Source organism: Pseudomonas sp. Y3 TE3536 (assembly GCF_053629175.1).
In genome coordinates this window covers 1118368-1143286 of record NZ_JBRJHU010000001.1, presented here as the reverse complement: position 1 = coordinate 1143286, position 24919 = coordinate 1118368, and the positions used below count along the sequence as shown (strand labels likewise).

At 62.5% G+C, this 24919-nt stretch carries 25 protein-coding genes and 1 tRNA gene; 11 read left to right on the top strand and 15 right to left on the bottom strand.

Going from position 1 to position 24919, the window contains the following annotated elements:
• Positions 1-112: 112 nt before the first annotated feature.
• The 8 genes from ychF to AB7M33_RS05110 form a co-directional block, all read right to left on the bottom strand.
• Positions 113-1213 (bottom strand): redox-regulated ATPase YchF, encoded by a 1101-nt coding sequence (gene ychF, locus AB7M33_RS05145; RefSeq protein ID WP_027594480.1) that lies wholly within the window; start codon positions 1211-1213, stop codon positions 113-115.
• Positions 1214-1234: 21 nt separating this feature from the next.
• Positions 1235-1819: an aminoacyl-tRNA hydrolase gene (pth, locus tag AB7M33_RS05140; RefSeq protein ID WP_008099045.1), complete on the bottom strand. Its 585-nt coding sequence runs from the start codon at positions 1817-1819 to the stop codon at positions 1235-1237.
• A gap of 79 nt (positions 1820-1898) precedes the next feature.
• Positions 1899-2492 carry a 50S ribosomal protein L25/general stress protein Ctc gene (locus AB7M33_RS05135; RefSeq protein ID WP_027594479.1) on the bottom strand — a complete coding sequence of 198 codons (594 nt, stop codon included), beginning with the start codon at positions 2490-2492 and terminating at the stop codon, positions 1899-1901.
• Positions 2493-2614: 122 nt separating this feature from the next.
• Complete coding sequence (locus tag AB7M33_RS05130) at positions 2615-3556, bottom strand: ribose-phosphate pyrophosphokinase (protein ID WP_003247410.1); 942 nt, start codon at positions 3554-3556, stop codon at positions 2615-2617.
• A gap of 48 nt (positions 3557-3604) precedes the next feature.
• Positions 3605-3679, bottom strand: a tRNA-Gln gene (locus AB7M33_RS05125).
• Positions 3680-3698: 19 nt separating this feature from the next.
• Positions 3699-4559 (bottom strand): 4-(cytidine 5'-diphospho)-2-C-methyl-D-erythritol kinase, encoded by an 861-nt coding sequence (gene ispE / locus AB7M33_RS05120; RefSeq protein WP_085274109.1) that lies wholly within the window; start codon positions 4557-4559, stop codon positions 3699-3701.
• A gap of 3 nt (positions 4560-4562) precedes the next feature.
• Positions 4563-5180 (bottom strand): lipoprotein insertase outer membrane protein LolB, encoded by a 618-nt coding sequence (lolB, locus tag AB7M33_RS05115; RefSeq protein WP_099452894.1) that lies wholly within the window; start codon positions 5178-5180, stop codon positions 4563-4565.
• Positions 5181-5184: 4 nt separating this feature from the next.
• Positions 5185-6906, bottom strand: a complete 1722-nt coding sequence (locus AB7M33_RS05110) for a tetratricopeptide repeat protein (protein ID WP_027594476.1) — start codon at positions 6904-6906, stop codon at positions 5185-5187.
• A 230-nt stretch (positions 6907-7136) separates the two neighbouring features.
• On the opposite strand from AB7M33_RS05110, the gene hemA reads away from it, so the two are divergent.
• From hemA to AB7M33_RS05080, 6 genes are all read left to right on the top strand, one after another.
• Entirely contained in the window at positions 7137-8414 is a 1278-nt protein-coding gene (hemA, locus tag AB7M33_RS05105) for a glutamyl-tRNA reductase (protein WP_027594475.1), read from the top strand.
• Positions 8411-9493 (top strand): peptide chain release factor 1, encoded by a 1083-nt coding sequence (prfA, locus tag AB7M33_RS05100; protein WP_027594474.1) that lies wholly within the window; start codon positions 8411-8413, stop codon positions 9491-9493. The genes hemA and prfA overlap by 4 nt, the downstream gene beginning before the upstream one ends.
• On the top strand, positions 9493-10323 hold the full coding sequence (gene prmC, locus AB7M33_RS05095) for a peptide chain release factor N(5)-glutamine methyltransferase (RefSeq protein ID WP_085274107.1): 831 nt from the start codon (positions 9493-9495) through the stop codon (positions 10321-10323). Before prfA ends, prmC begins: the two co-directional genes overlap by 1 nt.
• On the top strand, positions 10317-11072 hold the full coding sequence (locus tag AB7M33_RS05090; RefSeq protein ID WP_027594472.1) for a molybdopterin-synthase adenylyltransferase MoeB: 756 nt from the start codon (positions 10317-10319) through the stop codon (positions 11070-11072). Before prmC ends, AB7M33_RS05090 begins: the two co-directional genes overlap by 7 nt.
• Entirely contained in the window at positions 11065-11862 is a 798-nt protein-coding gene (gene murI / locus AB7M33_RS05085; protein WP_265969868.1) for a glutamate racemase, read from the top strand. Before AB7M33_RS05090 ends, murI begins: the two co-directional genes overlap by 8 nt.
• A gap of 106 nt (positions 11863-11968) precedes the next feature.
• Positions 11969-12487, top strand: a complete 519-nt coding sequence (locus tag AB7M33_RS05080) for an acyloxyacyl hydrolase (RefSeq protein ID WP_454242524.1) — start codon at positions 11969-11971, stop codon at positions 12485-12487.
• 1277 nt (positions 12488-13764) lie between these two features.
• On the opposite strand, the gene AB7M33_RS05075 is transcribed toward AB7M33_RS05080, so the two are convergent.
• The 5 genes from AB7M33_RS05075 to AB7M33_RS05055 all read right to left on the bottom strand — a co-directional run bounded on the left by AB7M33_RS05075 (position 13765) and on the right by AB7M33_RS05055 (position 18843).
• Positions 13765-14463 carry an SDR family NAD(P)-dependent oxidoreductase gene (locus AB7M33_RS05075; protein WP_454242523.1) on the bottom strand — a complete coding sequence of 233 codons (699 nt, stop codon included), beginning with the start codon at positions 14461-14463 and terminating at the stop codon, positions 13765-13767.
• Positions 14460-15902 carry a deoxyribodipyrimidine photo-lyase gene (gene phrB / locus AB7M33_RS05070; protein WP_454242522.1) on the bottom strand — a complete coding sequence of 481 codons (1443 nt, stop codon included), beginning with the start codon at positions 15900-15902 and terminating at the stop codon, positions 14460-14462. The genes AB7M33_RS05075 and phrB overlap by 4 nt, the downstream gene beginning before the upstream one ends.
• On the bottom strand, positions 15893-16792 hold the full coding sequence (locus tag AB7M33_RS05065; protein WP_252826680.1) for a MerR family transcriptional regulator: 900 nt from the start codon (positions 16790-16792) through the stop codon (positions 15893-15895). The genes phrB and AB7M33_RS05065 overlap by 10 nt, the downstream gene beginning before the upstream one ends.
• On the bottom strand, positions 16782-17750 hold the full coding sequence (locus tag AB7M33_RS05060) for a YbgA family protein (protein WP_186681741.1): 969 nt from the start codon (positions 17748-17750) through the stop codon (positions 16782-16784). The genes AB7M33_RS05065 and AB7M33_RS05060 overlap by 11 nt, the downstream gene beginning before the upstream one ends.
• A 106-nt stretch (positions 17751-17856) precedes the next feature.
• Positions 17857-18843 carry an NAD(P)/FAD-dependent oxidoreductase gene (locus tag AB7M33_RS05055; protein ID WP_099428317.1) on the bottom strand — a complete coding sequence of 329 codons (987 nt, stop codon included), beginning with the start codon at positions 18841-18843 and terminating at the stop codon, positions 17857-17859.
• A gap of 187 nt (positions 18844-19030) precedes the next feature.
• Between AB7M33_RS05055 and AB7M33_RS05050 the strand changes: the two genes are divergently transcribed.
• Both AB7M33_RS05050 and hemH read left to right on the top strand, forming a co-directional pair.
• On the top strand, positions 19031-19936 hold the full coding sequence (locus AB7M33_RS05050) for a TIGR01777 family oxidoreductase (protein WP_027594464.1): 906 nt from the start codon (positions 19031-19033) through the stop codon (positions 19934-19936).
• Positions 19937-19949: 13 nt separating this feature from the next.
• Positions 19950-20963: a ferrochelatase gene (hemH, locus tag AB7M33_RS05045; protein WP_099428319.1), complete on the top strand. Its 1014-nt coding sequence runs from the start codon at positions 19950-19952 to the stop codon at positions 20961-20963.
• A gap of 141 nt (positions 20964-21104) precedes the next feature.
• Here hemH and AB7M33_RS05040 read toward each other — a convergent pair whose 3' ends face one another.
• Together AB7M33_RS05040 and upp are read right to left on the bottom strand one after the other, a co-directional pair.
• Positions 21105-22379, bottom strand: a complete 1275-nt coding sequence (locus AB7M33_RS05040) for a uracil-xanthine permease family protein (RefSeq protein WP_027594462.1) — start codon at positions 22377-22379, stop codon at positions 21105-21107.
• Between the two features lie 2 nt (positions 22380-22381).
• On the bottom strand, positions 22382-23020 hold the full coding sequence (gene upp, locus AB7M33_RS05035) for a uracil phosphoribosyltransferase (RefSeq protein ID WP_027594461.1): 639 nt from the start codon (positions 23018-23020) through the stop codon (positions 22382-22384).
• Between the two features lie 163 nt (positions 23021-23183).
• Between upp and AB7M33_RS05030 the strand changes: the two genes are divergently transcribed.
• The 3 genes from AB7M33_RS05030 to AB7M33_RS05020 all read left to right on the top strand — a co-directional run bounded on the left by AB7M33_RS05030 (position 23184) and on the right by AB7M33_RS05020 (position 24888).
• Positions 23184-23741, top strand: a complete 558-nt coding sequence (locus AB7M33_RS05030) for a hypoxanthine-guanine phosphoribosyltransferase (RefSeq protein WP_027594460.1) — start codon at positions 23184-23186, stop codon at positions 23739-23741.
• 2 nt (positions 23742-23743) lie between these two features.
• Positions 23744-24217 carry a WbuC family cupin fold metalloprotein gene (locus AB7M33_RS05025; RefSeq protein ID WP_454242521.1) on the top strand — a complete coding sequence of 158 codons (474 nt, stop codon included), beginning with the start codon at positions 23744-23746 and terminating at the stop codon, positions 24215-24217.
• A gap of 200 nt (positions 24218-24417) precedes the next feature.
• Positions 24418-24888 (top strand): hypothetical protein, encoded by a 471-nt coding sequence (locus AB7M33_RS05020; protein ID WP_027594458.1) that lies wholly within the window; start codon positions 24418-24420, stop codon positions 24886-24888.
• Positions 24889-24919: the final 31 nt, after the last annotated feature.

Genomic DNA, 24919 nt, shown 5'->3' with positions numbered 1-24919 from the left:
ATAACCTTGCAAGCAGGGAAGGCTCATACCCTTAAGTACAAAACCCCCGTGTCGCTTAGCGATCACGGGGGTTTTGAAGTCTTTCAAGTACCGTGGAATCCCACGGCTCCCATCAGACGTTGAAGCGGAAGTGCATCACATCACCGTCTTTGACGATGTAGTCTTTACCTTCCAGGCGCCATTTACCGGCTTCCTTGGCGCCGCTTTCACCCTTGAACTGGATGAAGTCGTCATACGCTACCACTTCGGCGCGGATGAAGCCTTTTTCGAAGTCGGTGTGGATCACGCCGGCGGCCTGTGGCGCGGTGGCGCCGACGCGGACGGTCCAGGCGCGGACTTCCTGCACACCGGCAGTGAAGTAGGTCTGCAGGTTCAGCAGCTCGTAACCGGCACGGATCACGCGGTTCAGGCCAGGCTCTTCCAGGCCCAGGGCCTCGAGGAACATGTCTTTCTCTTCACCGTCGTCCAGCTCGGCGATTTCGGCTTCGATCTTGTTGCAGACCGGCACCACGACCGCGCCTTCTTCTTCGGCGATGGCACGGACTACGTCCAGGTGCGGGTTGTTGTCGAAGCCGTCTTCAGCGACGTTGGCGATGTACATCACCGGCTTGCTGGTCAGCAGGTGGAAGCCACGGATGACGGCCTTTTCGTCGTCAGCCATGTGCTTCATCAGGCTGCGCGCTGGCTTGCCTTCGGTGAAGTGCGGGATCAGCTTTTCCAGGATGGCCTTTTGCGCCAGGGCTTCCTTGTCGCCGCCCTTGGCGTTGCGGGCAACCTTCTGCAGTTGCTTCTCGCAGCTGTCGAGGTCGGCGAAGATCAGCTCGAGGTCGATGATCTCGATGTCACGCTTGGGGTCGACGCTGTTGGAAACGTGAATCACGTTCTCGTCTTCGAAGCAGCGCACCACGTGGGCGATGGCATCGGTCTCGCGGATGTTGGCGAGGAACTTGTTGCCCAGGCCTTCACCCTTCGAAGCGCCCGCCACCAGGCCTGCGATGTCGACGAATTCCATGGTGGTCGGCAGGATGCGGTTAGGCTTGACGATTTCCGCCAGTGCAGCCAGGCGCGCGTCGGGCATCGGCACGATGCCGCTGTTCGGCTCGATGGTGCAGAAAGGGAAGTTCTCCGCCGCGATGCCAGACTTGGTCAGGGCGTTGAACAGGGTGGACTTGCCGACGTTGGGCAGGCCGACGATGCCGCAATTGAAACCCATGGGTATTCCCTCTCTAGGAAATCAGGCCTTCTGGCTGTGCAGTTCGCGCATCGCCTTGGCGAAATCGCCAGCGAGGACATCTGGCAGCACGCCGAGGGCAAAATCGATGCTGGCATCGAGCTTCTCCTGCTCGGCGCGCGGCGCGCGGCCCAGGACGAAGTTGGAGACCAGTTTGGCGTCACCCGGGTGGCCAATGCCAAGCCGCAGGCGGTGGAAGTCGTTCTGGTTGCCGAGCTGCGCGATGATGTCGCGCAGGCCGTTGTGCCCACCATGGCCGCCGCCGCGTTTGAGCTTGGCGACGCCTGGAGGCAGGTCGAGTTCGTCATGCGCCACCAGGATCGCTTCCGGCTTGATGCGGAAGAAATTGGCCAAGGCCGCCACGGACTGGCCGCTACGGTTCATGTAGGTGGTGGGAATGAGCAGACGAACGTCGTTGCCCTGATGGCTGAATTTAGCCGTCAGGCCGAAATACTTGCGGTCAGCGGTCAAGGAGACGCGCTGGGCGCTGGCAATGCGTTCAACGAAAAGAGCCCCTGCGTTATGCCGGGTCTGTTCGTATTCGGGGCCGGGGTTACCCAGGCCAACGATCAACTGGATGGCGGTCACGTCAGGGGCTCTTCCTTGGAGTTGGTGGGTTACAGGGCGCGGGGCACTGTAACCCGATCAACACCGGCGTGCGAGTGGATTACTCGGCAGCGCCTTCAGCTTCTGGAGCAACGCGTGGCGCGTGAACGTTGGCAACAGCTTTGTCATCACCGTGGGCCAGAGCGACGAACTCTACGCCTTTCGGAGCTTTCAGGTCCGACAGGTGGATGATGCTGCCGACTTCGGCGTTGGCCAGGTCAACTTCGATGAACTCAGGCAGGTCTTTGGCTTCGCAAGAAACTTCGATCTCGGAAACAACGTGCGAGATCTCGCCGCCTTTCTTGATCGGGGCTTCTTCGCCGATGAAGTGAACCGGAACCTTGGCGGTCAGCTTCTGGCCAGCAACGACGCGAACGAAGTCAGCGTGCATGATGAATTGCTTGGCTGGGTGGCGCTGCATGGCCTTGACGATGACGTTTTGCTTGACGCCGTCAACGTTCAGCTCGATCACGTGGCTGTAGGCAGCTTCGTTTTCGAACAGTTTGGCGATTTCCTTCGACACGATGGTCAGGGACTCGGCGTCTTTACCGCCACCGTAGACAACGGCAGGGATGCTCAGCGAGTGACGCAGGCGGCGGCTCGCACCTTTCCCCAGGTCAGTACGCTTTTGGGCGTTCAGGATGAAATCAGTCATTTTGCTTCTCCAAAATAGCCATCTCCCGCAGGCGTTTGCGACCAGCGCCAAACGGGGTGGGCAAAAAAGCCCCGCCCCAACACATGCTGGGGCGGGGCGCTTCACATCAACACGTGTTCCGCTTAGCGGAACATCGCACTGATCGATTCTTCATTGCTGATGCGGCGTACCGCTTCAGCGACAACCGGTGCGATATCCAACTGGCGGATACGGTCACAGGCTTGAGCAGCGGCGGACAGCGGAACGGTGTTGGTCACCACCAGCTCGTCCAGTACCGACTTCTCGATGTTCTCGATCGCGCGGCCCGACAGGACAGGGTGCGTGCAGTAGGCGTAAACCTTGGCAGCGCCGTGTTCTTTCAGGGCTTTGGCCGCGTGGCACAGGGTGCCGGCGGTGTCGACCATGTCGTCTACCAGGATGCAAGTGCGCCCTTCGACGTCGCCGATGATGTGCATAACCTCGGAGTGGTTAGCCTTTTCGCGGCGTTTATCGATGATACCCAGATCGACACCCAGGGACTTGGCGACGGCGCGTGCGCGCACGACACCACCGATGTCCGGAGAGACGATCATCAGGTTCTCGAAACGCTGGTCTTCGATATCGTCGACCAATACGGGCGAGCCGTAAATGTTGTCGACAGGAATATCGAAGAAACCCTGGATCTGGTCAGCGTGCAGGTCGACGGTGAGTACACGGTCGATACCTACGACAGTGAGCATGTCAGCGACGACTTTGGCGCTGATAGCAACACGTGCCGAACGCGGACGGCGGTCCTGGCGGGCGTATCCGAAGTAAGGAATCACGGCGGTGATTCGGGATGCTGAGGAGCGGCGGAAGGCGTCGGCCATCACTACCAGTTCCATCAGGTTATCGTTGGTCGGGGCACAGGTCGGCTGAATAATGAAGACGTCTTTACCGCGGACATTTTCATTGATCTCAGTGCTGATCTCGCCGTCGGAGAATTTACCGACAGAGACGTCACCGAGAGGGATATGCAGCTGACGTACGACACGCCGAGCCAGATCGGGGTTAGCGTTCCCCGTAAAGACCATCATCTTGGACACGCGCAGTACCTGAAGGCTGAGGGTATACCTGGATGAGTATAAGGAAAATGGCAGGGGCGGCTGGATTCGAACCAACGCATGGCAGGATCAAAACCTGCTGCCTTACCGCTTGGCGACGCCCCTGTATCTGTTGCTGCGAGCGCTATGCACTCGACTTCTTGACCAGACTTTGCAGCTTGCGATGCAACATCGAAATATTGCTTCCTTTCGCCACAAACCCTGTTTGGGTCGCTGAAAGAAGGGCCAGAACTTTATCAGCTTCGGCTTTGCTTGGGAAGGCCCCAAACACACAACTTCCAGTTCCGGTTAGCCGAGCTTCGGTGAATTTACCCAGAGAATTCAATGCGTTTCGAACTTCTGGATAACGCTGCTCAACCACCCGTTGGCAGTCATTTCGACTGTTTCCCTCGGGAACGGGGCGCATCTTAAGGGGGAGGGAATCACGTGTCAACTGCGGATGTGAAAAAATTTCTACAGTACTGACAGACACTTGCGGCACCAGCACGACATACCAGGGTTCGTCGGGGTCGACCGGGGTCAGTTGTTCGCCGACACCCTGGGCGAATGCCGCGTGGCCGCGAACGAATACCGGCACGTCGGCGCCCAGGCTCAGGCCCAGGGCCGCCAGGCGGTCTTCATCCCAGCCCAGTTGCCATAAGTGCGCCAGCGCCAGCAGGGTGGTCGCGGCATCCGAGCTGCCGCCACCGATGCCACCGCCCATGGGCAAAACCTTGGTCAGCCAGATGTCGGCGCCAAGCGTTGTGCCGGATTGCGCTTGCAGTTTGCGTGCGGCACGTACGATCAGGTTGCTGTCGTGGGGCACCGCCTCGATGTCGGTGTGCAGGCGGATTACGCCGTCTTCACGCAGGGCGAAGGTCAATTCGTCGGCGTGGTCGAGGAACTGGAAGACGGTTTCCAGCTCGTGGTAACCGTCCGGGCGGCGGCCGATGATGTGCAGCCACAGGTTGAGCTTGGCCGGGGCCGGCAGGGTGAGCGTGTTCATCGATCAGTGCCCCAGCTGGCGTGGCTGCCAATCCTTGACCACCAGGGTCACGTCGAGGTCCTTGCCGTGCAGTTTCAGGCGCTCGGGCAGCCAGTAGCCATTCTGTTCGGTGTAACTCAGGTACTGGACCTGCCAGCCATCCTGGTCGAGGCTGGCCAGGCGGCTGTCGCCGTCCAGGGTCAGCTTGCTCTTGCTGTCGGGCGCGGGCAGGCCACGCACCCACCAGACCAGGTGGGAAACCGGCAGTTGCCAGCCCAGTTGTTCTTCCAGCAGGGCCTCGGGGCTGGTCGCTTCGTAGCGGCCCTGGTTGGCCACTTCCAGCACCACGCCACCGGGGCGGCCGGTCAGGCGGGCGGCGCCACGGCCCAATGGGCCAGCCAGGCGGATGTCGTAGTAGTCCTGGCGTTGCAGCCAAAACAACGTGCCGCTGCCGGAATCGCGCGGGGCGCGGATGCCGACCTTGCCGTTGATCTGCCAGCCATCCAAGGTGCTTAGTTGCGCCTTGTGCTGGCGCCACTGCTGCGGGTCGCCTTGGCCCTGCAGGGCTTCGCGGCTACCGAAGCCGGCGCAGCCCGCGAGCAGGGCGATCAGGGTGAAGGTGATTAAATGGCGCAGGAACATGGCGTTAAAGGGTCTCTGATCCGGTCAGGCGCAGTACGGTCTTGCGCAGGATAGGGCTGTCGGGCTGGGCTTCGAAGGCCTTGGCCCAGACCTGGCGGGCTTCACGGCGCTTGCCGTTGGCCCACAGGACTTCGCCCAGGTGAGCGGCCACTTCATGGTCGGGGAAGCGCGCCAGGGCCTGGCGCAGGTAGCCTTCGGCTTCGTCGAGTTTGCCCTGGCGGTAGGCGACCCAGCCCAGGCTGTCGAGCACGGCCGGGTCGTCCGGCGTCAGCTGGTGGGCTTTGTCGATCAGCGCCTTGGCTTCGGCGTAGCGGGTGGTGCGGTCGGCCAGGGTGTAACCCAGGGCGTTCAGCGCCATGGCGTTTTCGGGTTCGCGGGCGATGATGGCGCGCAGGTCTTTTTCCATCTGCGGCAGGTCGTCGCGCTTTTCGGCCAGCATGGCGCGGGTGTACAGCAGGTTGAGGTCGTCCGGGTAGCGTTGGATGGCCTGCTGCAGCACCTGGTTGGCCTGGGCATCCTTGTTGTTGTTGCTGTAGCTTTCCGACTCGATCAGGTACAGCTGCACAGCGACGTCCGGCTGCGCCTCGCGGGCTTCGGCGAGCAGGCGCGAGGCCTCGCTGCCGCGGCCGTTGGCAATCAGGATATCGGCCTGGCGCAGTTGCGCCGGCAGGTAGTCGGGGCCGGGGCCGACCAGGGCGTATTCGCGCAAGGCGGCTTCAGGGTCGTGGCGCTCTTCGCGGATGCGGCCCAGGTTCAGGTGGGCGGCATCGACGTTGCTGTCACGCTCGACCAGCTCCTGCAGGTAGCCTTCGGCTTCATCCCAGTCTTTGTTTTCCAGGCAGACCAGGGCCAGCGAGTAACGCAGCTCATCGTCTTCGGGGTACTGCTGGACCAGGCTGATGAACTCGCTTTTGGCATCGGCCATGCGGTCCTGCTCGACCAGGGTGCGGGCGTAGGTCAGGCGCAGGCGTTTGTCATCCGGGTTGTCGCGGATCGCACCGCGCAGCAGGGGCAGGGCCTCTTTGCCGCGGTCGAGGGCTTGCAGCAGGCGGGCGCGCAGCAGGACCGGGGCGATCTCGCCGTCTTGCGGCGGGTGCGCCTCAAGCAGCTCAAGCGCTTCTTCGGTCTTGCCGTCCTGGTTCAGCAGCAGCGCCTTACCGAACACCAGTTGGCCGTTGTCCGGGTATTTGACCAGCAGGCGTTCGAAGCTCTGCAGCAAGCCGTCGCGGGTGCTCTGGTCGGTCTCGGCGGCGGACAGGGCGAGGAAGTCGAAATGGGTATCGCCCTGGCCCTGCAGGACTTTTTCCATGTAGACCATGGCATCGTCGTAGCGACCGGCACGGGCCAGCTGGATGGCGGCGGCGCGTTGGGCGTCGAGGTTGTCTGGGTCGTTGCGGGCCCAGACCAGGGCGTTGTCCAAGGCCGGCTCGTCGGCGCCGAGGTATTCGGCGATACGGTAGGCACGCTCGGAGACGCCAGGGTCCTGGGTCTTTTCGGCCTGGTCGGTGTAGTTGGCCAGGGCGATGTCGAAGCGGTTGCGCTGGCCGGCCAGCTCCGCGACCAGCAGGCTATAAAGGGTGTCTTGCTTGAACGAACCGTACACCACGGGTTTTTCGGCCTCGCCTGTGCCGGCCTCGGCAACGGGAGGCTCGGCTTTTTGCGGGGCCAGGCTCTGGCAACCCTGGAGCAGGGCGAAGGCAAGCAGCAGTGCGTAGGGTCTGTTCATAAAAAGGCTTAAAAGGACTCACCGGCGGTCGGAGCATGATGACACAAGCGCGGTGGCAAACCCACCTGCGAAGCATTTGGTTAACTGCGACCATGGCAGGGGCAAGCAGGTTCCGGGTGAGCGCTGGCAGGGGATATTCCAGCGCTATCACGACAATAGCGAACGGTGGTTGTTCTGGAACCTGCGAAAGAGGACAATTATCGGCTTCTCGTCATAACCAGCGACCTTGCATGGCCTTTCTTGCACTTGGTATCAACCATAAGACTGCCTCGGTAGACGTACGCGAGCGCGTGGCGTTTACCCCAGAGCAGCTGGTGGACGCCCTGCAGCAGCTCTGCCGACTGACCGCCAGCCGTGAAGCGGCGATCCTGTCGACTTGCAACCGTAGCGAGCTTTATATAGAGCAGGACCACTTGTCTGCCGACGCGGTGCTGCATTGGCTGGCCGATTATCACCGCCTGAGCCTGGATGAACTGCGCGCCAGCGCCTACATCCATGAAGAGCACGACGCTGTGCGGCACATGATGCGCGTGGCCTCGGGCCTTGACTCGCTGGTGCTTGGCGAGCCGCAGATCCTCGGCCAGATGAAGTCTGCCTACGCCGTGGCGCGTGAGGCCGGCACTGTCGGCCCGCTGCTCGGGCGCCTGTTCCAGGCCACCTTCAGTGCCGCCAAGCAGGTGCGCACCGACACCGCGATCGGCGAGAACCCGGTCTCGGTGGCGTTCGCCGCGGTGAGCCTGGCGCGGCAGATCTTCAGTGACCTGGGGCGCAGCCAGGCGCTGCTGATTGGCGCCGGCGAGACCATCACCCTGGTCGCCCGCCACCTTCACGAGCAAGGCGTGCGGCGTATCGTCGTGGCCAACCGGACCCTGGAGCGCGCCAGTACCCTGGCCGAGCAGTTTGGCGCCCATGCCGTGCTGCTGGCCGACATCCCGCAAGAGCTGGCCAACAGCGACATCGTCATCAGCTCCACCGCCAGCCAGTTGCCGATCCTCGGCAAGGGCGCGGTCGAGAGCGCGCTGAAGCAACGCCGGCACAAGCCGATCTTCATGGTCGACATCGCCGTCCCGCGTGACATCGAGCCCGAAGTCGGCGAACTCGACGACGTTTACCTCTACACCGTCGATGACCTGCACGATGTGGTCGCAGAAAACCTCAAGAGCCGCCAGGGCGCTGCCCAGGCCGCCGAAGAGCTGGTGTCGGTGGGCGCCGAAGACTTCATGGTGCGCCTGCGCGAGCTGGCTGCGGTGGACGTGCTCAAGGCCTACCGCCAGCAAAGCGAGCGGCTTCGGGATGAAGAACTGCAAAAAGCCCAGCGTCTGCTGGCCAACGGCGGCAACCCCGAAGACGTGCTGGCCCAACTGGCCCGGGGCCTGACCAACAAACTCCTGCACGCCCCCAGTGTGCAGCTGAAAAAGCTCTCGGCCGAGGGCCGCCTCGATGCGCTGGCCATGGCCCAGGAACTCTTTGCCCTCAACGAGGGCTCGACGGACAAATCCTCGCAATGAAAGCGTCGCTGCTGAACAAACTGGATATCATCCAGGACCGCTTCGAAGAACTGACCGCACTGCTCGGTGACGCTGAAGTCATCTCCGACCAGACGCGTTTCCGCGCCTATTCCCGCGAATACGCCGAAGTCGAGCCGGTCTACGCTGCCTATCAAGCGTGGCGCAAAGTCCAGGACGACCTCGAAGGCGCCCAGGCGCTGCTCAAGGACAGCGACCCGGACATGCGTGAAATGGCCGTGGAAGAAGTGCGCGAAGCCAAGGAGCAATTGCTGACGCTGGAAGCCCAGCTGCAACGCATGCTGCTGCCCAAGGACCCTAACGATGGGCGCAACGTGTTCCTCGAAATCCGCGCCGGCACCGGTGGCGACGAGGCGGCGATCTTCTCGGGCGACTTGTTCCGCATGTATTCGCGCTATGCCGAGAAGCGTGGCTGGCGCTTGGAGATTCTTTCCGAGAACGAAGGCGAACACGGCGGCTACAAGGAAATCATTGCCCGCGTCGAAGGCGAAAGCGTGTACGGCAAGCTCAAGTTCGAATCGGGCGCACACCGCGTGCAGCGCGTGCCGGAAACTGAGTCCCAAGGCCGTATCCACACCTCGGCGTGCACCGTGGCGGTGCTGCCCGAGCCCGACGAGCAGGCCGCGATCGAGATCAACCCGGCCGACTTGCGCGTGGACACCTACCGCGCCTCCGGCGCCGGCGGCCAGCACATCAACAAGACCGACTCGGCGGTGCGCATCACCCACTTGCCCACCGGTATGGTGGTCGAGTGCCAGGAAGAACGTTCGCAGCACAAAAACCGCGCCCGCGCCATGTCCTGGCTGTCGGCCAAGCTCAACGACATGCAGACCAGTGCCGCGCAGAACGCCATTGCCAGTGAGCGCAAGCTGCTGGTGGGCTCCGGTGACCGCTCCGAGCGTATCCGCACCTACAATTATCCACAGGGCCGGGTCACCGATCACCGCATCAACCTGACCTTGTATTCGCTGGACGACATCCTCGCCGGTGGCGTAGACGCCGTGATCGAACCGCTGTTGGCCGAATACCAGGCCGATCAACTGGCCGCCCTGGGGGACTGATGACCATCATCGCCAGCTTGCTGCGCAATGCGCAGTTGCCCGAATCGCCCACCGAGCGGCTGGATGCCGAACTGTTGCTGGCTGCGGCCATCGGCAAGTCGCGCAGCTACCTGCATACCTGGCCCGAGCGCATCGTCAGCAGCGAAGCGGCCGACACCTACGCCGGTTACCTGCAGCGCCGCCGTAGTGGCGAGCCGGTCGCCTATATCCTTGGGCAGCAAGGGTTCTGGAACATCGACCTGGAAGTGGCACCACATACACTGATCCCGCGTCCGGACACCGAGCTGCTGGTCGAGACTGCCCTGGAGCTTCAGCCAGCAACCCCGGCCAAGGTACTCGACCTGGGCACCGGGACGGGGGCCATTGCCCTGGCGTTGGCCGGCGATCGCCCGGCCTGGCAGGTGACAGCGGTAGACCGGGTGGAGGCGGCGGTCGCGTTGGCCGAGCGTAATCGCCAACGCCTGGGGCTGGCTAACGTCCAGGTGCGTGTCAGCCACTGGTTCGATGGCCTGGGCGATGCGCGCTTTGACCTGATTGTCAGCAACCCGCCGTATATCGCCAGTGAAGACCCGCACCTGGTCGCCGGCGACGTGCGCTTCGAGCCCAGCAGCGCGCTGGTGGCGGGCACCGATGGCCTGGACGACCTGCGCGTGATTGCCGCCCAGGCGCCACGTCACCTGCTGCCAGGTGGCTGGTTGTTGTTGGAGCACGGCTACGATCAGGCCGCAGCGGTGCGTGCCTTGCTGGCTGAACACGGCTTTAGCGAGGTGGCCAGCCGCACGGACCTGGGCCGCCATGAACGCATTACCCTGGGGCGCCTGCCATGCTGAGTGATCAGGAACTGTTGCGCTACAGCCGGCAGGTCTTGCTGGCGCAGATCGATATCGACGGCCAACTGCGGCTCAAGCAGAGCAAGGCCCTGATCGTCGGCCTCGGTGGCTTGGGCTCGCCTGTCGCGCTGTACCTGGCAGCGGCGGGCGTGGGTGAGCTGCACCTGGCGGACTTCGACACCGTTGACCTGACCAACCTGCAACGCCAGGTGATCCACGACAGCGCCAGCGTCGGCATGAGCAAGGTGGACTCGGCGCTGCAGCGCCTGGAGGCGATCAACCCAGAGATCAGCCTGGTCGCTCATCGCCAGGCGTTGGACGAGGACTCGCTGGCCGCTGCGGTGGCGGCGGTCGACCTGGTGCTGGACTGCTCCGACAACTTTTCTACCCGCGAGGCGGTCAACGCTGCGTGCGTTGCTGCCGGTAAACCGCTGGTCAGTGGCGCGGCGATCCGCCTCGAAGGCCAGCTGTCGGTGTTCGACCCGCGGCGTGACTACAGCCCTTGCTACCACTGCCTGTATGGCCATGGCAGCGAGGCTGAACTGACCTGCAGCGAAGCCGGTGTAATCGGCCCGCTGGTGGGGCTGGTAGGTAGCCTGCAGGCCCTGGAAGCCATGAAACTCTTGGCTGGGTTCGGCGAGCCGCTGGTGGGCCGCCTGTTGCTGATCGATGCCCTCGGCACGCGCATTCGTGAGCTGCGGGTCAAGCGCGACCCGGCTTGCGCGGTCTGTGGCAAGCGCGATGGCTGAGCGTTCGGCGCCGATTGGCGTAATGGATTCGGGGGTCGGCGGTTTGTCGGTACTGGCCGAGATCCAGCGCCTGCTGCCTAACGAATCACTGCTGTATGTGGCCGATTGCGGGCACGTGCCTTACGGTGAAAAGTCGGCGGATTACATCCGCCAGCGCTGCCGGCGTATTGCCGAGTTCTTCCAGCAGCAGGGCGCCAAGGCCTTTGTCCTGGCCTGTAATACCGCGACAGTGGCGGCCGTTGCCGACCTGCGCGAGCTGTACCCGCAATGGCCGCTGGTGGGCATGGAGCCAGCGGTAAAGCCGGCTGCTGCAGCCACCCGCTCCGGCGTGGTCGGCGTGCTGGCCACGACCGGCACCTTGCAGAGCGCCAAGTTCGCGGCGTTGCTCGACCGCTTCGCCAGCGATGTGCGCGTGGTCACCCAGCCTTGCCCCGGCCTGGTCGAGCGGATCGAAACTGGCGACCTGAGCAGCCCGGCCTTGCGCCAGTTGTTGCTCGGCTACGTGCAGCCGCTGCTGGCGGCTGGCTGCGACACGCTGATCCTGGGTTGCACGCATTACCCCTTCCTGCGCACGCTGCTGGCCGACATGGTGCCGGCGGACGTAGCCATCATCGATACCGGCGCCGCCGTGGCGCGTCAATTGCAGCGTCTGTTGAGCGCCAGCGACCTGCTGGCTGAGGGCCCGGCAGTGGATACCCGCTTCTGGACCAGTGCCGACCCACAATCCCTGAGAAAAATCCTACCGTTGCTGTGGCAGAAGTCCGACAGTGTGCAACGCTTTACGTTGTGAAAAAAACGTGAAAATCAGCTGAACTATCGTACCACTGCCGATTTCTACCGATTTGCCTGACACGAGGCGAACACTAACAACAGCATTAGGAAGAAGGATGTTTCTTATGAGGAAACTGCTCGGCTTGGCGGCGGCTGCCGTCTTTACCTTGGGGCAAGCAGTGTCGGCGCAGGCGGCCGATGTTTCATTTTCGGTGGGGCAGACGGGGGACTCGACCATGGTCTACCGGCTGGGTCTGCAATCGAACTGGGACGCGAGCTGGTGGCAGACCAGCGTTGGCCGCCTGATCGGGTATTGGGATGGGGCTTACACCTACTGGGATGGCGACAAGACCGCGAGCAACCACAGCCTGTCGTTCGCGCCGGTATTCGTTTATGAGTTTGCGGGGGATTCGGTAAAGCCCTATATCGAGGCCGGTATTGGCGTCGCGGCCTTTTCCAGCACTGAGCTTGAAAGCAATGAACTGGGCTCGGCGTTCCAGTTCGAAGACCGAATCGGTTTTGGACTGCGCTTTGCGGGCGGGCATGAAATTGGTGTACGGGCCATTCACTATTCCAATGCTGGCATCAAGCAACCTAACGACGGTGTAGAGAGCTACAGCCTGCATTACCGCATGGCGCTCTAAGCTATCCCGCACCGTTGTAGGAGCAGCCTTGCGCTGCGAAGAGGCCGGTAATAGCAGCAGAGATTCTTTGTGGTCTCACCGGCCTCTTCGCAGCACAAGGCTGCTCCTACAGGTCCAGCGTTTCCTGTACCTTGCGTCTTCCAATGCTGGACGGTGTAGAGAGCTACAGCCTGCATTACCGCATGGCGCTCTAGCTACCCCGCACCCTTGTAGGAGCAGCCTTGCGCTGCGAAGAGGCCGGTAATAGCAGCAGAGATTCTTTGTGGTCTCACCGGCCTCTTCGCAGCACAAGGCTGCTCCTACAATTCCAGCGTTTCCGGTACCTGGCGTCTTCCAATGCTGGACGGTGTAGACCGCTACAGCCTGCATTACCGCATGGCGCTCTAAGCTGGCCCGCACCGTTGTAGGAGCAGCCTTGCGCTGCGAAGAGGCCGGTAATAGCAGCAGAGATTCTTTGTGGTCTCACCGGCCTCTTCGCAGCACAAGGCTGCTCCTACAGGTCCAGCGTTTCCTGTACCTGGCGTCTTCCAATGCTAGACGGTGTAGAGAGCTACAGCCTGCATTACCGCATGGCGCTCTAAGCTAACCCGCACCCTTGTAGGAGCAGCCTTGCGCTGCGAAGAGGCCGGTAATAGCAGCAGAGATTCTTTGTGGTCTCACCGGCCTCTTCGCAGCACAAGGCTGCTCCTACAGGTCCAGCGTTTCCTGTACCTGGCGTCTTCCAATGCTAGACGGTGTAGAGAGCTACAGCCTGCATTACCGCATGGCGCTCTAAGCTATCCCGCACCGTTGTAGGAGCAGCCTTGCGCTGCGAAGAGGCCGGTAATAGCAGCAGAGATTCTTTGTGGTCTCACCGGCCTCTTCGCAGCACAAGGCTGCTCCTACAGGTCCAGCGTTTTCGGTACCTGGCGTCTTCCAATGCTGGACGGTGTAGAGAGCTACAGCCTGCATTACCGCATGGCGCTCTAAGCTATCCCGCACCCTTGTAGGAGCAGCCTTGCGCTGCGAAGAGGCCGGTAATAGCAGCAGAGATTCTTTGTGGTCTCACCGGCCTCTTCGCAGCACAAGGCTGCTCCTACAGGTCCAGCGTTTCCAGTACCTGGCGTCTTCCAATGCTGGACGGTGTAGAGCGCTACAGCCTGCATTACCGCATGGCGCTCTAAGCTACCCCGCACCCTTGTAGGAGCAGCCTTGCGCTGCGAAGAGGCCGGTGATAGCAGCCGAGATTCTTTGTGATTTCACTGGCCTCTTCGCAGCACAAGGCTGCTCCTACAAGATCAGGGCCGCAATGGCCACAAGCTGCTCAGGTCCAGCGTCTCCAGTACCAATTCCGGCTCGCGTTGCGGCAACCGTCGCAACAGTTCCTCGGCAGCGCTTTCAGGCGTCCAGGCCTCGGGTATCGCTTGCGCCGTTGTCACGGGTGTTTTCAACGATTGTGGCCCCACGACCGTCAAGCTGATCTGTAGCTTTTCCAGTACTTGGCGTTGCTCGCGAAACCACTGCGCAGTGCTGTTGAAGCCGCTGGCAACCTGGGTGGGTGCAAACAGCTGCGAGGCCGAGTAGCGATTGAGGATGGCCATTACCTGAGGTGCATCACCCTTCGTCAGCAGCGGCAAGGCACTGGTCAGGCAATGTTCGCTGGCCAGCAAGTTGCTGCTGGCGATCGCCTCGAACAGCTCGTCATCGGGCACGTCGTCGGCAAGGTAGTCACTGGTGCCGGCATTGATGATCAGGCAATCCACCGAACCCCAAGTATTCAACAACAATGTACTGGCTGCATCCGCCTGTTCCAGTACCTGCAACTCCCCCGGCAGCCGCACCAACTGCGGGGCGAAACGTTCGCCCAGCATATCCAGCGCTTCACATTCCCTGCCACTGGCGGCCACCCGATGCCCTTGCTCGAGTAACCGCTCAACCAATGCCAGCCCTAATCCGTTACTGGCCCCTGTTACCCAGAAACTACGAGCGCTGTTCACGATACTGCCCCCTGATCCTGCCGGCGCGGAAGGCCTTTGAAGGCCTCCAATGCACGCTGGCGACTGCTGCCGAGATCGACTATTGGATTGTGATACGAATTAGTAGCAAAAAGATCCGCGACCTTCACGGGCTGATGAATGGCTTTCTCATCCAGGCCCTGCAATTCTGGTACCCAGTGGCGAATGAATCGCCCTTGCGGGTCGAAGCGCTGAGACTGCGAAACCGGGTTGAAGATGCGGAAGTAGGGCACTGCATCGGTCCCGGTGGACGCGCTCCATTGCCAGCCACCGTTGTTGGCCGCCAGGTCACCGTCTATCAAGTGGCGCATGAAGTGCCGCTCGCCTTTGCGCCAGTCGATCAGCAGGTTCTTGCTGAGAAACATGGCGACGATCATGCGCAGGCGGTTGTGCATCCACCCGGTGTCCAGCAACTGGCGCATGGCGGCATCGATGATCGGGAAGCCGGTGCGCCCCTGTTCCCAGGCCGCGAGGTCTTCAGGCGCATCGCGCCATGGCAAGGCTTCGGTCTGGGTGCGGAAGGCGCGGTGCCGCGAGACCTGTGGATAACCCGTCAGGATGTGCTTGTAGAACTCCCGCCACAGCAGCTCGTTAATCCAGGTTTGGACGCCCGTGCTGCCGCTGTCGAACTCGCCTCGGTTGCAGGCGAGGGCGCCATGCAGGCATTGCCGGGGCGAGATCACCCCAGCGGCCAGATAAGCCGAGAGCTGGCTGGTGCCCGGCTTGGCGGGGAGGTCGCGCAGGTGATGGTAGTCGTCAATCGCCTCATCAAGAAAGCGCGTCAGGCGGCTCTGCGCCTCGGCTTCCCCTGCTGGCCAGTGGTCGCTCAAGGTGCGCGGCGGTGTGTCGAAGCCCTCTATTTGCTCGGGTATGGGGTCGCTGGCGATCTTCAGGGGCGACTGCGGTTTAACCCGAGGGGCTAACGCCGGGAGGCTGCGGTGCAAGTGTTCGAGGCAGTTTTTCTTGAACTGGCTGAAGACCTGGAAGTAGTCACCACTGCGGGTGAGGACCGTGCCTGGGCGGAAGAACAACTGGTCGAGGTAGCTGTGCGCCTGGATCGCTGACTGTTCCAGCAGTGCCCGCGTAGCCTGGTCGCGGCGCTCTTCGTTGATGCCGTACTCGTCGTTCCAATGCACGCCCTCGACCCGGTGCTGACGGCAGGCGTCCAACACGGCCTGTGGCGCTTGATCCCACGTATCGATGGTGCGGATCAGCAACGGAATGTTGAGGGCCTCCAGCGACTGACGCAGCGTGCGCAGGTTGCGCAGCCAGAAGTCGACTTTGCAGGCAGCGTCGTCATGCGCCTGCCACTGGCCGGGGCTGACCAGCCACAGGGCTAGGGTCGGGCCGCGTTCGCAGGCTGCGCTCAAGGCGGTGTTGTCGTCGATGCGCAGGTCGCTGCGCAGCCAGATCAGTTGCATGGTGCATTCATCTCTACAGGCCGGCGGCCATTGCCTTGAAGCACGCGCAATGCCGACTGCGGGGTATCGAACAGGAAGAGCTCGGGAAGGTCGAGGGCGTTCAAGTGGGCCTCATGCAGGGCGAGCGTGGCGCCGCCCAGCAGTTTTGGCCCAGGTATGCCTTGCAGCAGGCGCTGCAAGGCTTTGCTGTCGATGCGTGGCCCCAGGTGCAGCAGGAGGGCGCGCGGCTGCAGTGCGGCGATCGCCCGTTGCAACTGCGGGCCGCCAACCGGCTGTTCCAGCACTTCGACAGGGATGCCATTGCTGCTCAATAGCCAGGCGCATAGCCACAAGGCGGGGTCGAACGCCTGCTCGCTGTCTTCGGCCAGCAGCACCGCTGGGCCTTGTAGCAGTTGGTTGTCGTGGTACACCCGGGCGCCGAGCTTGCTGCGCAGCCAGGTATGGAAAAACACCTGTTCAAGCCGGGCATTGAAATAGTTGCGCCAGCGCAGCTCCAGGCTGTCGAGCAGGGGCAGCAGCAGTTGCTCGCACAGGGTGATGGCGGGGTACAGCGCCATGGCCTGGTTGAGTTGCTGGTCGAGTGCGCGTTGCGAGAGGTTGGCGATGGCCTCGATCAACTGCGCCTGCCGGGCCTGCCAGTCGCTTTGCGGGGCGCTGCTGGTGGGTTTGTCGAGCAGCTCACGCACCTGGCCCACCGACGCGCCGCGCTGCAGCCAGGCCAGGATCGCTTCGACCCGTTCGACCTGCTCGATGGAATACAACCGGTGCCCTTTAGCGGTGCGTTGCGGCTTGAGCAGGCCGTATCGACGCTCCCAGGCACGCAGGGTGACGGGGTTGACGCCGGTGCGGCGGGCGAGTTCGCCGATAGGCAGCAGGCTTTCAGACGGCATTACGAAGCCCCAGGCTTTCGGGGTGTGGTTGCAGGTAGGCTTGCTGCATCAGGTAAGGGTCTGGGTGTTTGCGCAGGTGATGCTTGAGCAGGGTCAGAGGCACGACCAGCGGCACCACGCCTTGTTGGTACTGGCTGATGAGGGTTTGCAATTCGGCTTTGTCCTGTGCGGTCAGGGCATCTTTGAAGTAGCCACTCAGGTGCTGCAGCACGTTGCAGTGCGTGCCACGGCTGGCACAGCGACGCAGCGCTTGCATCAGCTCGCTGAAGTAACGTGGCCCGATCTCCTGTGGGTCGTCATCGCGGCTCATGGTGCCGAGCAGCCGCCCCAGCGTGCGGTAGGCTTGGGGGTTGTTGGCCATCAACAGGTACTTGTAGCGCGCATGAAAGCGCACCAGCGCGCCGCGGCTGAGGCCTTCGGCCAACAGGCGCTGCCAATCGGCATAGGCGTACACGCGGCTGATGAAGTTTTCGCGCAGCACGGCATCGTGCAGGCGGCCTTCCTCTTCCACCGGCAGGTCCGGGCGCAGGCTGCAGAAGGCCTGGGCGTACACGCCGCGGCCGCCATGGAAGGCGGGGTGGCCGTTGTCCTGGTAGACCTTGACCCGTTCCAGGCCGCAGGAGGGCGATTTCTGCATGAAGATGTAGCCGCAGATATCATCGAGCTCGCCGGCCATCTGCTCGCCATAGGTGCGCAGCGGGCCGGTCAGGTCCATGCCGGGGTTGCGGGTGCCGACCACTTCGGGTTGCTCAGGGTTGCCGACCAGGCGGATAGGATCGCGTGGAATGCCGAGGCCGATAGCCACTTCTGGGCAAACGGGCACCCATTCGAAATGCGCTTCCAGTTGTGTGCGGCACAGGTCGGAGGCCTTGTGCCCGCCGTTGTAGCGCACACTGTGGCCGGTCAGGCAGGCGCTGATCGCGATGCGAGGCTTGCTGTGGGCGGTGGCGGCTTGCATGGCTGTCTCCGGAAAACCTGTACGTGAAATCAAATTTGTACAAGTTTATTCCAGCACAGCTACGGAGTTATGCAAACAAGTTTTTTTGTACAGGTTCAGCGCCCGCTCAGTCGAGGTGTTCCAGCAGCCGTCGGGCCGCTTCCTGGCCGCTCAGCCACGCGCCTTCGACACGCCCGGACAAGCACCAGTCGCCACAGGCATACAGGCCTTGATCGGCATCGGCCAAGGCGCCCCACTCGTGGTTGCTGGTGGGGCGTGCATACAACCAGCGGTGGGCGAGGGCGAAGGTGGGGGCCGGTACCACGCAGCCGACCAGTTCGGCGAACTCGCCCCACAACTGCTCGATCACCTCTTCCTTCGACAGGTCGATGTGCTGCCGGCTCCAGTTCGACGTGGCATGCAGCACCCAGGTATCGAGGTGCTCGTCCCGCCCTGGCTTGCTGCGGTTGCGGGCCAGCCAGTCGAGCGGGTTGTCCTGCACGAAGCAGCCTTGCATCGGGGTGTCCAGTGGGGTCTGGAAGCCCAGGGCAACCGCCCAGGTGGGCTCCATCTGCACGCCTGCGGCCACCGCAGCGAGTTTGGGGGTCGAGGCCAGCAGCGGCGTGGCCTGTGGCGCCGGCACGGCGATTACCACGCGGCTGAATGGGCCGTGGCTGCAGCCTTCGGTGTCTTGCAGGTGCCAGTACTGTTTGCCGCGGAACACTTCAGCAATGCGGCAGCCAAAGTTGACGGTCACATCCTTGAGCAGGCCACGGGTAATGGCGCTCATGCGGGGCACGCCGACCCAGCGTGTTTGCTCGTCTGGGGAGGGGGTGAGTTCGCCATCGCGGTAGTTGTACAGCTGCGGCTTCCACTGCTCGGCCCAACCGGCGGCTACCCATTGCTGGACCTGTTCGACGAAGCGCCGATCACGGGCAGTGAAGTACTGGGCGCCCAGATCCAGCGCGCCGGCCTCGCTGCGCTTGCTGGCCATGCGCCCGCCACTGCCGTGGCCTTTGTCGAACAGGTGCACGGATTGCCCGGCCTTTTGCAGCGCCTGGGCGGCGGACAGACCGGCGATACCGGCACCGATGATGGCAATAGGTACTGTCATGATGGCCTCTTCAAACCTTGCTGTGAGCAGACTACGCTGTCAGGCAAACCTGTACAATGCACAACTTTTGTATAAGGTTATTCCGCTTTATAGAGCAGGTTGGCCTATGTTTATCCGAGAGCGTCGGGTCAAAAAAGTGCCTTGATCTTAAAAATAGACCACAGCCGCATTCTGCGAGGACACAGCCATGCATATATTGCTGACAGGCGGCACTGGCTTGATTGGCCAGCACCTGTGCCAGTTCTGGCTCGGCCAGGGCCATCGCCTCACGGTCTGGAGCCGCCGACCGGAGCAGGTGCCCAAACTGTGCGGTAGCGGGGTGCGCGGTATCGCCCAGTTGGACGAACTGCAAGCGGACGATCACCTCGACGCGGTCATCAACCTGGCGGGTGCGCCGATCGCCGACCGGCCCTGGACCGGAGCCCGGCGCAACCTGTTGTGGGCCAGCCGTATCACGCTCACTGAGCAACTGCTGGCATGGCTGGGTGCGCGTGAGCAGCGCCCTGAGGTGTTGATTTCCGGTTCTGCGGTGGGTTGGTATGGGGACGGCGGTGAGCGTGAACTCACCGAGGCGTCCCAGCCGGTGCGCGAAGATTTTGCCAGCCAGTTGTGTATCGCCTGGGAAGAAACAGCCCAGCGTTCGCAAGCTCAAGGCATCCGCGTGGTGCTGGTACGCACCGGGTTGGTACTGGCCAGCGATGGCGGCTTTTTGTCGCGCCTGCGGTTGCCCTTCAAGCTCGGGCTGGGCGGGCCGTTGGGCGATGGTCGGCAGTGGATGCCGTGGATCCATATAGACGACCAGGTCGCCCTGATTGATTTTCTCTTGCAGCATAAGGACACCAGCGGTCCTTATAATGCCTGCGCCCCAGAGCCTGTGCGCAACCGTGAGTTCGCCAGGCGGCTGGGCCGTGCGATGCACCGGCCGGCGCTGCTGCCTGTGCCTGCGCTTTTGCTGAAGGCAGGGCTCGGCGAGCTGTCGACGCTGCTGCTCGGCGGCCAGCGGGCGCGCCCGGTGCGCTTGCTGGCGGCAGGTTTCACTTTCCGTTTCAACGATCTGCAATCGGCCCTGGACGACTTGTCCAGCCGCCTCTGACATAGGACGCTGCATGACCGATCACGCCCTGCTGCTGGTTAACCTGGGGTCCCCGGCCTCCACTTCGGTGGCCGATGTGCGCCGTTACCTCAACCAGTTCCTGATGGACCCGTACGTGATCGACCTGCCTTGGCCGGTGCGGCGCTTGCTGGTGTCGTTGATTCTGATCAAGCGCCCGGAACAGTCGGCGCACGCCTACGCGTCGATCTGGTGGGACGAAGGCTCGCCACTGGTGGTGCTGACCCGCCGCCTGCAGGCTGCGATGGTCGAGCACTGGCCCCATGGCCCGGTGGAAATCGCCATGCGCTACGGCCAGCCGGCGTTGCCCGAAGTGCTGGAGCGCCTGGCAGCTCAGGGCGTGCGCAAGGTCACCTTGGCACCGCTTTATCCACAGTTCGCCGACAGTACGGTGACCACCGTGGTGGCGTTGGCCAAACAGACGGTCAGCGAGCGCCAGTTGCCGTTGCAGATGCGCGTGCTACAGCCGTTTTACGACCATCCCGAGTACATCGAGGCGTTGGTGGCCAGCGCCAAGCCTTACCTGCAGCAGGATTACGACCACCTGTTGCTGAGTTTTCATGGGCTGCCGGAGCGGCACCTGAAAAAGCTCGACCCCACCGGTAAGCATGATTTTCAGGCGGCCGATTGCTGCAAGGACGCCAGTGCCGAAATGCGCGCCGTGTGTTATCGCGGGCAGTGTTTGGCCACGGCCAAGGCCTTTGCGCAGAAAATGGGCATACCGGATGGCAAGTGGTCAGTGTCGTTCCAGTCGCGCCTGGGGCGCGCCAAGTGGATCGAACCCTATACCGAGACGCGGCTGGACGAGTTGGCCAAGGCGGGGGTGAAGAAGCTGCTGGTGATGTGCCCGGCGTTCGTTGCCGATTGCATCGAGACGCTGGAAGAGATCGGCGATCGCGGCAAAGAACAGTTCATCGAAGCCGGGGGCGAGGAATTGCTGCTAGTGCCGTGCCTGAATGATCACCCGGAGTGGGTGAAGGTGCTGGCGGGGATGTGCGAAAAGGCCTGAATGAGTCCGCCCTTGTGGGGGCGGCCTTGTGCTGCAAAGAGGCCGGTGATGACACAGAAGATTGATGTGTTGTCACCGGCCTCTTCGCAGCACAAGGCTGCTCCTACAGGAGAGGCGTTTTGTGGCAGGAGCCCGTGTCACTCAAGGCAGCTGATCATCCAGCTTCTTGTTCTTCCAGCCATCATTGCCCGGCAGGATCAGGTTCAGGGCAATGGCCACCACGGCGCACAGGGCGATGCCCTTCAGGCCCCAGTCGTCCGGGCCGTCACCGCTGCCGATCAACACGCCGCCAATACCGAACACCAGGGTCACCGAAACGATCACCAGGTTGCGCGCCTCGGCCAGGTCGATCTTGTGGCGGATCATGGTGTTCATGCCCACCGCCGCAATCGAGCCGAACAGCAGGCACAGAATGCCGCCCATGACCGGTACCGGAATGCTCTGCAGCAGCGCGCCGAACTTGCCGATGAAGGCCAGGGTAATAGCAAACACCGCCGCCCAGGTCATGATCTTCGGGTTGTAGTTCTTGGTCAGCATCACCGCGCCGGTCACTTCGGCGTAGGTGGTGTTGGGTGGGCCACCGAACAGGCCGGCAGCCGTGGTCGCCAGGCCGTCACCCAGCAGGGTGCGGTGCAAGCCAGGCTTTTTCAGGTAGTCGCGCCCGGTGACGCTGCCCACCGCAATCACCCCACCGATGTGCTCGATCGCCGGTGCCAGGGCTACCGGCACGATGAACAGGATGGCCTGCCAGTTGAACGCCGGCGCGGTGAAGTTGGGGATCTCCAACCACGGTGCAGCGGCAATCTTGGCCGTGTCGACCACGCCAAAGGCAAACGCCAGGGCAAAGCCCACCAGCACGCCGGAGATGATCGGCACCAGGCGGAAGATACCCTTGCCGAAGACCGCGACGATCAAGGTGGTCAGCAGTGCCGGCATCGAGATCAGCATGGCGGTCTTGTAAGGCATCAGCGCAGCACCGTCACCGCCCTTGCCCATGGCCATGTTGGCAGCGATGGGCGCCATGGCCAGGCCAATCGAGATGATCACTGGGCCAATCACCACAGGCGGCAGCATGCGGTCGATGAAACCGGTGCCTTTGATTTTTACCATCAGCCCCATGAAGGTGTAGACGAAGCCTGCGGCCATTACGCCGCCCATGGTTTCGGCCAGGCCGAACTGGCCCTTGGCAAGGATGATCGGGGTGATGAAGGCAAAGCTGGATGCCAGGAACACCGGGACCTGACGGCCGGTGACCAGCTGGAACAGCAGCGTGCCGATACCGGCGGTGAACAGCGCGACGTTCGGGTCGAGGCCGGTGATCAGTGGCATCAGCACCAGCGCGCCAAATGCCACGAAGAGCATCTGCGCGCCCGAAACGACCTGGCGCCAAAGCGGGTCGTTGAAGCCGTCCTGCATGGTCAGGCGTCCTTTTGCTTGGTGCCGAAGATCTTGTCGCCGGCATCACCCAAGCCCGGCACGATGTAGCCGTGCTCGTTCAGGCGCTGGTCGATCGAAGCGGTGTAGATCTGCACATCCGGGTGGGCTTTTTCCACCACATTGATGCCTTCGGGTGCGGCGACCAGCACCATGGCGCGAATCTCTTTGCAGCCCGCTTTTTTCAGCAGGTCGATGGTGGCGACCATCGAGGCGCCGGTGGCCAGCATCGGGTCGATGATCAGGGCCAGGCGCTGGTTGATGTCCGGCGCGAGCTTTTCCAGGTAGGTGTGAGCTTCGAGGGTTTCTTCGTTGCGCGCGACGCCGACGGCACTGACCTTGGCACCCGGAATCAGGCTGAGCACGCCGTCGAGCATGCCGATGCCGGCGCGCAGGATCGGGACGACGGTAATCTTTTTGCCGGCGATTTTTTCGACCTGCACCTTGCCACACCACCCGTCGATCTCGTAGGTTTCCAGTGGCAGGTCCTGGGTGGCTTCATAGGTCAGAAGCGCGCCGACTTCCTGGGCAAGTTCGCGAAAATTCTTGGTGCTGATGTCGGCACGGCGCATGAGGCCGAGCTTGTGGCGGATCAGCGGATGGCGGATCTCACGAGTGGGCATAGGGGGGGCTCCGAAAGGCGGGCAAAAAAACCGCGCTAGATTAATCTATTCAGCCTGTGCTGTCGTGTAGTCCTTTTGGACGTTAGTCCATAAATGCTTGATCTGTGGCGAGCGGATGCGTACCTTTGCCCGCTTTTCCAAAATACCCCCCCTGGAGAGCGCAATGCCCGCCGATCTCGAGCACATCCGTCAAGTCATGCGCGAAGCAGACTGTCTGTACACCGAAGCCGAAGTCGAAGCGGCCATCGCCAAGGTCGGCGAGCAGATCTGCAAAGACCTGCATGACAAGAACCCGGTGGTCTTCTGCGTGATGAACGGCGGCCTTATCTTCTCGGGCAAGCTGCTGACCCACCTGCAGTTCCCGCTGGAAGCGTCGTACCTGCACGCCACCCGCTACCGCAACCAGACCAGCGGCGGCGAGTTGTTCTGGAAAGCCAAGCCAGAAGTCTCGTTCATCGACCGTGACGTGCTGATCGTCGACGACATCCTCGACGAAGGCCACACCCTCAGCGCCATCATCGAGTTCTGCAAGCACGCCGGTGCGCGCTCGGTGCACACTGCAGTGCTGATCGACAAGGACCACGACCGCAAAGCCAGCCCGGACCTTAAAGCCAACTACGTCGGCCTGCCCTGCGTCGATCGCTACATCTTCGGCTATGGCATGGACTACAAGGGCTACTGGCGTAACGCTAACGGCATCTTCGCCGTCAAGGGGCTGTAACCATGCGCCAGCCCGCGTTCATCGACCAATCGCTGTTCGCCGAGCTGGCGCAGAAGGCTGCCGCCAACCCTCGCGGGCGGCAGCACCATAACTTCCATGAGATGGAAGAGCCTTGCCACCGCATGGCAGTCGGGCTGCAGCCGACGACCTACATCCCACCCCATCGGCACCTGAGCGAGGACAAGGCCGAAGCACTGATCGTGCTCAAGGGGCGCCTTGGCCTGCTGATCTTCGATGAGCACGGTGCGGTGACTGAAAAGCGGGTTCTGCAGGCCGGCGGCGACTGCCTGGGTGTAGACCTGGCGCCCGGTACCTACCACGGGTTGGTGGTACTGGAGCCGGACAGCATCCTTTTCGAGTGCAAGGCCGGGCCGTACCGGCCAGTGGGCGAGGGCGAGCATGCCCACTGGGCGCCGCGTGAAGGCGAGGCCGGCGTGGCCGAGTACCAGGCCTGGATGCGCGCCCAATTCGATTGATATTGCCAATAATGGTATGCATGCGGGCTCAACGGTAGGAGCGGCCTTGCGTCGCGAAAGGGCTGCGCAGCAGCCCCGGCAATTTCAGCTGTGAAGCATAAATCGTAGGGCTGCTGCGCAGCCCTTTCGCGACGCAAGGCCGCTCCTACAAGAGCCAGTGCAGGCCATGCTAGAGTGCGCCTTCATTCAAGGAGCCTCACATGCGTGCGATTCTTCCCCTCCTGCTGGCGGTCAGCCTGCCGATCTGTGCCGCACCGCTGCACAGCCAGTTTCTGCCGCCTGACGACCTGTCCCTGCGCCAGGAAGCGCCGACCGGTCAGCAACTGCTGCAAGTGACCGATTATGCAGTGGTGGTCGGTGCCCAGCGCCAGTCCGACCAGCAACCAATCCCCATCACCGCATCGTTGCAAATGCGCCTAAAGGGCAAGCCGCTGAGCAAGGGCGCCACCATCGCCCAGGTGCTGCTGACATTCGATGGTGAAGCCGGCAAAAGCTTGAAAAAGCCCGTTTATGACGAGAAAACCCGCACCTTGAGCCTCAACTACCCGGTCAGTGATTACCGCGTGATCATGGACCTGCTGCGCAACGAAACCCTCTACGTGCAGTTTCTGACCTACGGCAACGGCCATATCTGGGCTGACCTGCACACCGGCACCGTACGTACGCGTTGAGGCGCGCGCCCTGCGGGGGGTAAACTGCCGG

What these genes read in the sequence shown, in the direction of transcription:
- AB7M33_RS05060 (WP_186681741.1), bottom strand. Translation starts at nt 17,750, where the DNA reads ATGCAAGCCGCCACCGCCCACAGCAAGCCTCGCATCGCGATCAGCGCC.
- AB7M33_RS05020 (WP_027594458.1), top strand. Translation starts at nt 24,418, where the DNA reads ATGCGTGCGATTCTTCCCCTCCTGCTGGCGGTCAGCCTGCCGATCTGT.
- AB7M33_RS05030 (WP_027594460.1), top strand. Translation starts at nt 23,184, where the DNA reads ATGCCCGCCGATCTCGAGCACATCCGTCAAGTCATGCGCGAAGCAGAC.
- murI (WP_265969868.1), top strand. Translation starts at nt 11,065, where the DNA reads ATGGCTGAGCGTTCGGCGCCGATTGGCGTAATGGATTCGGGGGTCGGC.
- phrB (WP_454242522.1), bottom strand. Translation starts at nt 15,902, where the DNA reads ATGCAACTGATCTGGCTGCGCAGCGACCTGCGCATCGACGACAACACC.
- lolB (WP_099452894.1), bottom strand. Translation starts at nt 5,180, where the DNA reads ATGTTCCTGCGCCATTTAATCACCTTCACCCTGATCGCCCTGCTCGCG.
- upp (WP_027594461.1), bottom strand. Translation starts at nt 23,020, where the DNA reads ATGCCCACTCGTGAGATCCGCCATCCGCTGATCCGCCACAAGCTCGGC.
- AB7M33_RS05055 (WP_099428317.1), bottom strand. Translation starts at nt 18,843, where the DNA reads ATGACAGTACCTATTGCCATCATCGGTGCCGGTATCGCCGGTCTGTCC.
- hemA (WP_027594475.1), top strand. Translation starts at nt 7,137, where the DNA reads ATGGCCTTTCTTGCACTTGGTATCAACCATAAGACTGCCTCGGTAGAC.
- AB7M33_RS05135 (WP_027594479.1), bottom strand. Translation starts at nt 2,492, where the DNA reads ATGACTGATTTCATCCTGAACGCCCAAAAGCGTACTGACCTGGGGAAA.
- ispE (WP_085274109.1), bottom strand. Translation starts at nt 4,559, where the DNA reads ATGAACACGCTCACCCTGCCGGCCCCGGCCAAGCTCAACCTGTGGCTG.
- prmC (WP_085274107.1), top strand. Translation starts at nt 9,493, where the DNA reads ATGACCATCATCGCCAGCTTGCTGCGCAATGCGCAGTTGCCCGAATCG.
- AB7M33_RS05110 (WP_027594476.1), bottom strand. Translation starts at nt 6,906, where the DNA reads ATGAACAGACCCTACGCACTGCTGCTTGCCTTCGCCCTGCTCCAGGGT.
- AB7M33_RS05090 (WP_027594472.1), top strand. Translation starts at nt 10,317, where the DNA reads ATGCTGAGTGATCAGGAACTGTTGCGCTACAGCCGGCAGGTCTTGCTG.
- prfA (WP_027594474.1), top strand. Translation starts at nt 8,411, where the DNA reads ATGAAAGCGTCGCTGCTGAACAAACTGGATATCATCCAGGACCGCTTC.
- AB7M33_RS05050 (WP_027594464.1), top strand. Translation starts at nt 19,031, where the DNA reads ATGCATATATTGCTGACAGGCGGCACTGGCTTGATTGGCCAGCACCTG.
- AB7M33_RS05065 (WP_252826680.1), bottom strand. Translation starts at nt 16,792, where the DNA reads ATGCCGTCTGAAAGCCTGCTGCCTATCGGCGAACTCGCCCGCCGCACC.
- AB7M33_RS05040 (WP_027594462.1), bottom strand. Translation starts at nt 22,379, where the DNA reads ATGCAGGACGGCTTCAACGACCCGCTTTGGCGCCAGGTCGTTTCGGGC.
- AB7M33_RS05025 (WP_454242521.1), top strand. Translation starts at nt 23,744, where the DNA reads ATGCGCCAGCCCGCGTTCATCGACCAATCGCTGTTCGCCGAGCTGGCG.
- hemH (WP_099428319.1), top strand. Translation starts at nt 19,950, where the DNA reads ATGACCGATCACGCCCTGCTGCTGGTTAACCTGGGGTCCCCGGCCTCC.
- ychF (WP_027594480.1), bottom strand. Translation starts at nt 1,213, where the DNA reads ATGGGTTTCAATTGCGGCATCGTCGGCCTGCCCAACGTCGGCAAGTCC.
- AB7M33_RS05080 (WP_454242524.1), top strand. Translation starts at nt 11,969, where the DNA reads ATGAGGAAACTGCTCGGCTTGGCGGCGGCTGCCGTCTTTACCTTGGGG.